The organism is Acinetobacter sp. YH01022, from assembly GCF_013420235.1.
Lineage (GTDB): Bacteria > Pseudomonadota > Gammaproteobacteria > Pseudomonadales > Moraxellaceae > Acinetobacter.
Genome location: NZ_VOYP01000019.1, coordinates 53220 through 63081, shown reverse-complemented (window position 1 = coordinate 63081; position 9862 = coordinate 53220). Strand labels below are relative to the sequence as shown.

8 protein-coding genes are annotated in these 9862 nt (G+C 44.5%); 5 read left to right on the top strand and 3 right to left on the bottom strand.

Annotation, left to right across the window (positions count from 1 at the left end; genetic code table 11):
- Positions 1–242 precede the first annotated feature (242 nt).
- Entirely contained in the window at positions 243–1049 is an 807-nt protein-coding gene (locus FTT87_RS08760; RefSeq protein ID WP_086196095.1) for an inner membrane protein YpjD, read from the bottom strand.
- Between the two features lie 138 nt (positions 1050–1187).
- Here FTT87_RS08760 and ffh point away from each other — a divergent pair, with 138 nt between their 5' ends.
- Together ffh and FTT87_RS08750 are read left to right on the top strand one after the other, a co-directional pair.
- On the top strand, positions 1188–2591 hold the full coding sequence (gene ffh, locus FTT87_RS08755; RefSeq protein ID WP_180174707.1) for a signal recognition particle protein: 1404 nt from the start codon (positions 1188–1190) through the stop codon (positions 2589–2591).
- 123 nt (positions 2592–2714) lie between these two features.
- Entirely contained in the window at positions 2715–2852 is a 138-nt protein-coding gene (locus FTT87_RS08750; RefSeq protein WP_166171066.1) for a hypothetical protein, read from the top strand.
- Positions 2853–2995: 143 nt separating this feature from the next.
- Here the strand turns inward: FTT87_RS08750 and FTT87_RS08745 are convergent, their stop codons facing one another.
- Entirely contained in the window at positions 2996–3733 is a 738-nt protein-coding gene (locus tag FTT87_RS08745; RefSeq protein WP_180174706.1) for a type III pantothenate kinase, read from the bottom strand.
- 9 nt (positions 3734–3742) lie between these two features.
- Positions 3743–4501: a biotin--[acetyl-CoA-carboxylase] ligase gene (locus FTT87_RS08740; protein ID WP_180174705.1), complete on the bottom strand. Its 759-nt coding sequence runs from the start codon at positions 4499–4501 to the stop codon at positions 3743–3745.
- A 30-nt stretch (positions 4502–4531) separates the two neighbouring features.
- Here FTT87_RS08740 and FTT87_RS08735 point away from each other — a divergent pair, with 30 nt between their 5' ends.
- The 3 genes from FTT87_RS08735 to smc all read left to right on the top strand — a co-directional run bounded on the left by FTT87_RS08735 (position 4532) and on the right by smc (position 9861).
- Positions 4532–5341, top strand: coding sequence for a sulfite exporter TauE/SafE family protein (locus FTT87_RS08735; protein ID WP_180174704.1), 810 nt, complete (start codon positions 4532–4534; stop codon positions 5339–5341).
- 361 nt (positions 5342–5702) lie between these two features.
- Entirely contained in the window at positions 5703–6398 is a 696-nt protein-coding gene (locus FTT87_RS08730; protein WP_180174703.1) for a GntR family transcriptional regulator, read from the top strand.
- A 10-nt stretch (positions 6399–6408) separates the two neighbouring features.
- Complete coding sequence (gene smc / locus FTT87_RS08725; RefSeq protein ID WP_180174709.1) at positions 6409–9861, top strand: chromosome segregation protein SMC; 3453 nt, start codon at positions 6409–6411, stop codon at positions 9859–9861.
- Position 9862 lies beyond the last annotated feature (1 nt).

Below are 9862 nucleotides of genomic sequence, written 5' to 3'. Positions count from 1 at the left end.
CGCGACTCATGAGTGCTCGGTTATATGCGGGCCAATTGGTTGTGCGGTAGATTTTGTGTGTAGGCTTCTTCATTTGAAAATTATATCGCTGAAAAAGCCTTTACAGATAGGTTTGTGCAACAAAGCCTATTTTTAATCAATGATATATCGTATGAAAAAAAGGTCCAAACCATAAGGGTTGGGCCTTTTTAATGATTTATCATGTTCCATATTTTTAATTAGACACACTGAACAAAAGGGTCTTACTTACCCAAAATCATTTCCAGTACAAACTTGGAACCAATAAAACCAATCGCCAGTAGCATAAAACCAATCAAAGTAAAGCGAATGGCTTTCTGACCGCGCCAGCCAAATTTATAATGACCAATCAACAGAAAGCCATAAACAAACCAGGAAATAATACTAAACGCCGTTTTATGCGCCAAATGCTGGGCAAAGAAATTTTCAATGGTAAAGAAACCAAAACCAAGCGCTAAAGTCAGCAAGATAAAACCGGTAATGATTAAATCAAACAGCAAGGATTCCATGGCCTGGAATGAAGGTAGTAAATTAACCCACAGTCTTTTGGTCTTATTCTTTAATTCACGGTTCTGAAACCACAAAATCACGGCTTGAATGGTGGCCATCAACAGAACCGCATAGGCGGATAAAGACAAAATAATATGAATGTCTAGGCCCAGAGAATGCTGTTCAATCACCTGATTGGTCTTGCTTAAGGTAAAACCTAAAATGAGACCGATTGCAGCAACAGGGATACCCAGTAAATTCAGTGCCAAAATGGGACGAAAGGTACTAAACAGCAGGCTGAGCAGCAGCATCAGACCAGAGGTAAATGACATCAGCACAAAAACATCATAATTGATGCCTAAAGGGGTCAGCATATCGCTATACAGCACAGCCCCGTGCAACATTACCCCTAAACCCAGTACCAGCCCAATAAGCCAATGGTTTGGATCACGTTTTGACATTAAGTGGATAAACAGATACCAGAAAGATGAGGTATAAGCGATTAATGCTAAGATCGTGTAAACCAAGGGCAGGCTAATCATGTCAAACCTTTTTCAGGATGATGAATATTCATTTATATAAATTCGATGCGAACTACAGTATCCTATAGCATTCTATGCATAAATTTTCTATTTTAAGAAACAATTTTTTGCTCACGGCTATTTTAAGCGGAATTTGCAATGTTTGATACCTTAACAGAACGACTCACGCAGAGTTTAAGAAATGTTACTGGCTCAGGGCAGCTAACCGAAGACAATATTAAAGATACGTTACGTGAAGTGCGTATGGCACTTCTTGAAGCCGATGTGGCGTTACCTGTAACTCGTGAGTTCATCGCGAAAGTTAAGGAAGAGGCATTGGGCCAAGAAGTGATGACTCAGTTATCACCGGGCCAAGCGTTCGTCAAAATTGTACATGACGAACTGACCAAAATGATGGGTGAGGCCAATGAAAGCCTTGACCTCGCAGCCAAACCCCCTGTGGTTGTACTTCTTGCAGGTTTGCAAGGTGCAGGTAAAACCACGACTGCGGCAAAACTTGCACGTTTCCTGCAAGAGCGTCAAAAGAAAAAAGTGGCGATGGTTTCTGCCGACGTTTATCGTCCAGCAGCAATCAAACAGCTGCAAACGGTTGCTGCTGAAGTGGGCGCGATTTTCTTTGAATCGAATGCCAATGAAAAACCAATTGATATTGCCAACCGTGCAATTGAACAAGCGAAAATCCAGTTTGCTGATGTACTGATTGTCGATACTGCTGGTCGTCTACACGTCGATGACGAAATGATGGACGAAATTAAAGAGCTTCATGCTGCCATCAAGCCGACTGAAACCCTGTTCGTGGTCGATGCCATGACTGGTCAGGATGCGGCAAATACAGCCAAAGCCTTTAATGATGCCTTGTCTTTAACTGGTGTGATCTTAACCAAAACTGATGGTGATGCACGCGGTGGTGCAGCACTTTCGGTACGTGCGATTACCGGCAAGCCAATCAAATTCCTGGGTATGGGTGAAAAACTTGATGCCCTAGAGCCATTCCATCCTGAGCGTATTGCACAGCGTATTCTCGGCATGGGTGACGTACTTTCTTTGGTCGAAGAAGTTGAACGCAAGATCGACAAAGAAAAAGCTGAAAAAATGGCGAAAAAATTGCAAAAAGGCGGCAGCTTCAACTTTGAAGACATGCTGATGCAATTTGAACAAATGAACAAAATGGGCGGCATGATGGGCTTTCTGGATAAACTTCCAGGCATGAGCAATGCAGGCATTCAGGATGCCATCGCCCAAGCCAACCCTGAAAAGCAAGTGAAAAAGATGGAAGCGATTATCCAGTCGATGACCATCAAAGAGCGTCGTAACCCTGACCTGATGAACCCAAGCCGTAAAAAACGTATCGCTGCCGGTTGCGGTATGGATGTTGCTGAGGTGAATAAACTCATCAAGCAGCATGCGCAAATGGCGAAAATGATGAAGAAATTTGCCAATCCGTCAGGTATGGCAAAAATGATGCGTTCATTGGGCAATATGCAAAAACAATTTGGTGGCGGCGGTATGGGCCCACTATTTGGCAATAAAGATCAGAAATAAGCTTAAGCTTTGATGATCAATCTAAAGAAGGCGCGTAATGCGCCTTTTTTATTGCCTTTTTTTCTTTTCTAAAATACTTTAAAAAAAATCCAGCACGCAGGACATCAGGCAAGACTGCTGATCTTGCCCGATCCGAATGTACCGAATTTTCAGAACTGGCAAACAGCAATACACCTGCAAATACCTCGTTTAGATCCGGAAAGTATTATTGTTGCGCATAACCAGGTCTGGGACGTTCTAAAACCTTTGCTGCTGCATTAATCTGGTGGGAATCTATTGCAATCTTTATGCAAGTAATGAGGTAAATTGCCGGATGCACACATTCAGCCATTCATTTTTATAAAAGGCTGTACCGAGCTGCCTGAAGTCTGACAGCTTATTCAGCCTTATTTGATTCGACAAAATCAGGCTTCAGCCAAGGAATAAATATAATTTTGCAGCCCTTTCAGCAATAGATCCGGCTCAATAACAGGCTGATAAGCTGTCAAATATTTAGCAAATAGCGGTGCATCACCACCAGTTAAAATCAGTTGGCTTGGATACTTTTCCAGGACCTTTTCAATGGTGCTGACCAGACTGAGCAGAATGCCATGATGAACGGCATCGATGGTATTGCGACCTGGGCTAAGCTCATCAAATATGGCATCGGGAATCTTGATGCCTTTGGTATTTTGAATCAGGGAATCACGCTGTAGGTACAGGTTCGGCAGGATATAACCGCCCAAGTGTTGCAAGCCATCGGTGAGGTCAATGGTCAGTGCAGTTCCACAACTGATCACACAATATTTTTGCTCCGGATTGTTCACGACAGCCAGCATTTGCAGCCAGCGGTCAATCCCGAACTTGCTGGTATTTTCATAGGCACAGCGTAAGCCGGCATATTCGGCATGTACTTTTGCAAAAGTTACCGGAATATTTAAAAACTTGAGAATTTTCTGGATGCGTTCATTGTTCTTTTTGTCCTGAACCGAAGACACCCCGACTTGTTGCAGATCCAGACTTTTAAAATGCTGGATTAAACCGAGTAGCAGGTCGGCAGGGGATTGCAGATGCAGTTCTGCGTCATGTTCAATTACCTGATGATTTTCAGTAATCCAGTATTTGAGTCGGGTATTGCCGATATCCAGCCATAAATTCTTCATTGCATTTCTCTAAAGAGAGGTACTCAGGCGGCGTAAACGCCCTTGATAAAACTGTTTTAAACCGTCAGGGGTGTCAATGTTGACCGAACCATCATCCTGAATGCCTTGGAAGATACCTGAACATACTCCCGAATGATCTTCAAATTCAACAGCCTGGTTTATAAAAGCCGCATAATGATTAAAGCGTGCCGCCAGGTTATAGCAGTCATGATCAAACCATGCACTGGCTTGCTGAATCGCCATATACAGTTCAGCAATCAGCTGAATACGGGAAATATCCTGTAATCCCAATTCACGCACTGAGGTGGCATGCTGGTCAATCTGTGCTTTGAGAACAGGTTCAAGATTAATCCCGACACCGACAATGACCTGATGAGGGGAAATCGGTTCAACCAGAATGCCACCCCATTTACCTTGTCGACTATACAGGTCATTCGGCCATTTCACTTGCAAATCTAAATCTTGCAAACTCGGCATTTGTAAAATATTCAGTGCGATTTCAAGCGCCAGCCGGCCATCAATGGCTGTTCGCGTATTCAGCAATGTGCTTAAATAGATGTTGCCTTCAGGCGATACCCACTGTCGTTGACGCTGTCCACGACCTTGAGTCTGTTTGGAACTGCAAACCAGAACACTGTGCACGCCTTTCAGTGCAATTTCACGTACATCGTCATTGGTCGACGTGGTGACGGGTTTGAGTAACAAAACTTCAGGAAGCTGATGGGCATCATCGAGGATTTTTTGCAGCTGTCGGGTCTCTAAATCCATTTAAATCTAAGTAACCGTGGAATGTGAATAATGGAGTTAATCATATATTTATTGATTGGTGCAATGGCGGGTTTTGCTGCCGGGCTGTTTGGCGTTGGTGGCGGCCTGATTATTGTTCCCATTCTTTATATTGTATTTACCCAGTTACATTATGATCCATCGGTGATTATGCATCTGGCTGTGGGTACATCTTTAGCGACCATTATTGTCACTTCCATCAGCTCGGTCACAGCGCACCATAAAAGAGGCGCAGTGATGTGGGATGTATTTCGTAATTTAGCGCCGGGACTGGCTTTAGGGGCATTTTTAGGAGCCGGTATTGCGGACTATATGTCGGGTCAGGGCTTACAATTATTGATCGGCTTTTTTGCTATTTGGGTGGCTTACACCATGTTTAATGGTGCAAGCAAAGCGGTGGACCCGAATCATCATTTACCTTCCAGAGCCATGCAGATTCTGGCTGGCGGCGGAATCGGAATCGCCTCTGCCATATTCGGTATTGGTGGTGGCAGCTTGACCGTACCGTATTTAAGCCGTCATGGCGTAGTGATCCAGAAAGCGGTGGCTACCTCAGCTGCAGGCGGCTTGCCGATTGCTATTGCTGGTGCGTTAGGCTTTATGTGGTTTGGTTCCAATACCGAAACTGAAATACCGCATAGTATTGGCTATGTGCATATCTATGCCTTTATTGGTATTAGTGTCATGAGTTTTATGACGGCTAAATTAGGTGCAAAAGTAGCGCATAAACTATCGCCAGCCATGCTGAAAAGATGTTTTGCCTGCCTGTTGGCAACTGTCGGTTCGTATTTTATTTATCAAGGTTTTTCAGCCTTTTTTTAATTTAAGAACCATATAAAAGAGATGAAAAGGTGTGCTATGGTTTTTGCATACGCACCTTGAGATCACTTATCCTGCTGTTTTTCTAAGGATGTGCTGAACTAAGAATAAGTTTTATTTTATAATTTAAATGAATCACTTAGGTTGAAGTGAGTCTAGAGTAGGATATTTAACGGAAATAGACAGTTTTATCTGATCTACTGATCACAAACTGATATTGGCTTTATCGACTTGAAAATTGTCTGACAATGTCATATTTTTTGTAGTTAAAATCAAGTAAAAAAGCACGTAACAATCAGGATTTATCCACAGGGTTTATCCAAATTTTTTTGATTGCATCTTATAAAAACAAGATAGGAACAGTATGCAAGAACAAGAAAAGGACAGTTTGTCCGAGCAGATTGCCAGGCATATTAGTGAGCAAATCATTCGCGGTGAACTGGTAGAGGGGGAACGCATTCAAGAATTGCGCATTTCCTCTGAACTGGATGTCAGTCGTGGTTCGGTACGTGAAGCCTTACTGCTGCTGGAGCGTACCCAATTAATCGAAATTTATCCTCGCCGTGGGGCGATTGTCTCGGAAATGTCTGCCCAGCAGGTACGTGCCCTGTTTGAGATGTGTGCTTTGCTCACTGGACAGATTGTGCAGCGCATGGCAGAAACCTGGCGTCCGCATGAAGCTGAAAGCATTCAGGCATTATTGCAACAGTTGCAGGAAGAAACCCGTCACGGTCATACTGAAAAATTTTATGATTTAATCTTTCAGGGCTTGTCTCGCCAGCATGAAATGGTCGGCAATCCTTATTTAATGAAAGTCTATCAGGAACTGTTACCTTCACTGCGCCGCAGCTATTTCTTAACCTTAAATATCTCGCATCGCGAACTGCAGGAATCATTTGAATTGTTTAAGCTGGTGACTGATGCAGTTTTGATCCGAAAATCACAACAAGCTACTTTATTTATGGATGATTTTTGTCGACACTTGCGCAACCTTGTGTTGGAATCTCTGACACGGATGAAACAAATCGAACTTGCATGGGCAAGACGTTCACGACGTTGATCAGGACATTATGCGTTTAAGCAGCTTAAAACTTTCCGGCTTTAAATCTTTTGCCGACAGTACAACTTTACATTTCAAGGCCAATCGTACCGCTGTGGTTGGGCCCAACGGTTGTGGTAAATCCAATGTCATTGATGCCATACGCTGGGTAATGGGAGAGTCCAGTGCGCGCCAGCTGCGTGGCGGCAGCATGCAGGATGTGATTTTTACCGGAACTGCGAAACGTAAACCGGTCGGGGTCGCTAGTGTCGAACTGCGTTTTGATAATACCTATGGCAAGCTCGGTGGCGCTTATAATGCCTATAACGAATTGGCTGTACGTCGTCAGGTCAACCGTGATGGCAAGTCCGAATATTTTTTAAATGGCACCAAATGCCGTCGTCGTGACATCACCGACATTTTCTTGGGAACCGGTTTGGGTCCGCGCTCTTACGCGATCATTGAACAGGGCATGATTAACCGTCTGGTCGATGCCAAACCGGAAGAAATGCGGGTGTTTATTGAAGAAGCTGCCGGTGTTTCGCGTTATCAGGCACGCCGTCGTGAAACCCTATTGCATCTGGATCACACCACGCAAAATTTATCCCGCCTTGAAGATATTGCCGCGGAACTGAAATCCCAGCTGAAAACCCTGAAACGTCAATCCGAAACCGCCATTCAATATAAAGAACTGGAAACCCGGATTCGCACCATAAAAGTGGAAGTGCTGTCATTTCAATGTGAGCAAAGCAGCCGCTTACAGCAAGAATATACTGTGCAGATGAATGAGCTGGGCGAAACCTTCAAGCTGGTGCGTTCCGAACTCACCACACTGGAACATGACCTGACTGCAACCAGTGAATTATTTCAGCGCCTGATTCAGCAGTCCACGCCACTGCAAAATGAATGGCAACAGGCCGAGAAAAAACTGGCTGAACTGAAAATGACGCTGGAACAGAAGCAGTCCTTGTTCCAGCAAAATAGTTTGACTTTAACTCAGCTGGAACAGCAAAAACTACAGACCAAAGAACGGCTGCAACTGATTGAATTGCAAATTGAAACTTTGCAAGTCCAGCATGAACAGCAGACTGAACAATTACAGCAGCAAGAAAGCCAGGGACAGGACCAGAGTCAAAGTCTGAGCGATTTGAAAGCACAACAGCAACAGGTACAACAGCAATTTGAACTGGTCAAAGCTCAGGTTGAAAAACAGCAGCAGCAAAAAATGCAGATGCTGGCGCAAAGTGAGCAGTTGGCGAAAAATATTGCCCGGATCGAACAGCAAAAACAGACCTTGCAACAACAGGCCACACAGATTCAAAATCAGCACCAGCTGGAGGATATTGAGCAGCTGGAAAGTGAAAAAGTTCAACTGTCTCAGCAGATTGAACAGCTGGAACAAGCCATTCAAACGCAGAAACACACATTAGAGTCAGTGCAAGCACAATATGCGCAGCAGAAAAATGATGTTGCGACCTTAAAGTCTGCGATTCAGGTGTTGCAATCCGAACAGAAAAATCTTCATCAGTTGCTAATCAAGAACAGTCCTAAAGTCCAGAACGATGCCGTGCAGTTGATGCAGGTGTTGAAGCTAAACGATCAGGCCAAAGACCATGCTCATCTGATTGAAAAATTCCTGACGAAATGGCTCTCTGCACAAGTATTAGATGCGAATACTGATTTCACGGAAAGTATTGCCCGTCAGCTGAAAGTTCAGGTGGCAAAAGGGCAGATTCAGCTGGCCAGTTTGCCATGTCTGGCCGAATGGATTGAATCACCGCAGCATTCCATCTGGCAGCAGGTGGCCGTTGCAGACAATCTTCATCAGGCTTTGGCTTTACAGTCTCAATTGGGTATTGGTCAGTCTATCTTGACGCTGGATGGTTATCAGGTGGCTCAAGATTGGGTGATCGGTCTGTTTTATGATGAAGCCAGTCAGGCAGGACAAGGGGCACTGAGTCACCGTATCCGTTTGGAAGAAATTGAAACAGCATTGGCACAGCAGTGGCTACAGCTTGAAACGGCGGAACAGCTGTTGCCGGAACTGGTAAAACAGATTCAAATGTTGCAAAAAAACATTCAAGATCAGCAAGACCAGTTAAAGCTACAGCAAAAAGCGTTGCAGCAGCTGGATGTCAACATTGCCAAAGTACAAAGTACGGCTCAGGCTTTTTCGCTTCAGAAACAGCAATTGGCCAGTCAGCTGCAACAGCTGGATGAGCAGCTGGAAGAAGATGCCATGCAGAAAGATGATCTGGAAATTGATCTGCATGCCTTAAACCTGAAATTGGAACAGGCTTTACCGAATTATAAAACTCTGCAGTTTCAAGTTGAGGAACTGACTGAACAGCTGGAAAATACCCAGCATACCTGGCAGCAAGCACAACAGGAATTGGAGCTGCTACGTCGTCAGGCCACGCAAACCCGGCAGCAAATTGAATTACTGGAAAAAGATGCTTTATTCTCAAAAGCACAGTATCAGCAGATTATTGCGCAAATGGAGCAGGCGAAAAAGTTTGTTGATCCGGTGCAGCTGGAACTCCCTGCGCTGCAATCTCAATTCAGTGAGCAGGCGCACATTACCGAGAAGTTGCAAAAGACCTGGAATGAATGGCAGGCTGAACTGAACAGTGTTCAAGAAAAACAGCAGCACCTGACCGAACAGCGTCATCAGCACCAGCAGCAAGACGAGAAATTGCGTGGCCAGTTAGAAGAGAAGCGACTGGCCTGGCAAGCAGCCAAGTCTGACTGGCAGCACTATTCTGAACAGTTAAAAGAGATGAATAGTGAAATGCTCACAGGGCTGAGTATTGATATTGCCAGCCATCAACAAACCCTGGAAAGAGCACAGCAGCAGTTTGAAAAACTGGGTGCGGTCAATCTGGCGGCTTCTGAAGAATATGAGGAAGTCTCCAGTCGCTTTGAAGAACTGAGTCATCAGATTGAAGACCTGGAAAAAACAGTCGATCAGTTACAGGGCGCCATGAAAAGTATTGATCAGGAAACCCGCAAGTTGTTTATGACCACCTTTGATCAGGTCAATCATGAACTGCAAGACCTGTTCCCGAAAGTATTTAATGGCGGTGAAGCCAGTTTAAGCCTTGAAGACGACTGGCAATCGGGTGTAAAACTAATGGCGCGTCCACCGGGTAAACGGAACAGTTCTCTGGCCTTACTCTCTGGTGGTGAAAAAGCATTAACAGCATTGGCATTGGTGTTTGCCATCTTCCGTTTAAATCCGGCACCGTTCTGTGTACTGGATGAGGTCGATGCACCTTTGGACGATGCCAATGTGGGACGGTTTTGTAACCTGGTAAAAGAACTTTCTGAACAGGTGCAATTCATTTACATTACCCATAATAAAGTTGCAATGACGATGGCAACCGATTTGTTAGGTGTTACCATGCCAGAACCGGGCACCTCAAAATTAGTCACTGTCGATTTGGAACAGGCAAAAGAATACGGTTTAGTTGCGGAGTCATAGT

Bases quoted from the DNA above. Each gene is read 5' to 3' on its own strand.
- FTT87_RS08760 (WP_086196095.1), bottom strand. From the start codon at position 1,049: ATGATTAGCCTGCCCTTGGTTTACACGATCTTAGCATTAATCGCTTAT.
- ffh (WP_180174707.1), top strand. From the start codon at position 1,188: ATGTTTGATACCTTAACAGAACGACTCACGCAGAGTTTAAGAAATGTT.
- FTT87_RS08745 (WP_180174706.1), bottom strand. From the start codon at position 3,733: ATGAAGAATTTATGGCTGGATATCGGCAATACCCGACTCAAATACTGG.
- FTT87_RS08740 (WP_180174705.1), bottom strand. From the start codon at position 4,501: ATGGATTTAGAGACCCGACAGCTGCAAAAAATCCTCGATGATGCCCAT.
- FTT87_RS08735 (WP_180174704.1), top strand. From the start codon at position 4,532: ATGGAGTTAATCATATATTTATTGATTGGTGCAATGGCGGGTTTTGCT.
- FTT87_RS08730 (WP_180174703.1), top strand. From the start codon at position 5,703: ATGCAAGAACAAGAAAAGGACAGTTTGTCCGAGCAGATTGCCAGGCAT.
- smc (WP_180174709.1), top strand. From the start codon at position 6,409: ATGCGTTTAAGCAGCTTAAAACTTTCCGGCTTTAAATCTTTTGCCGAC.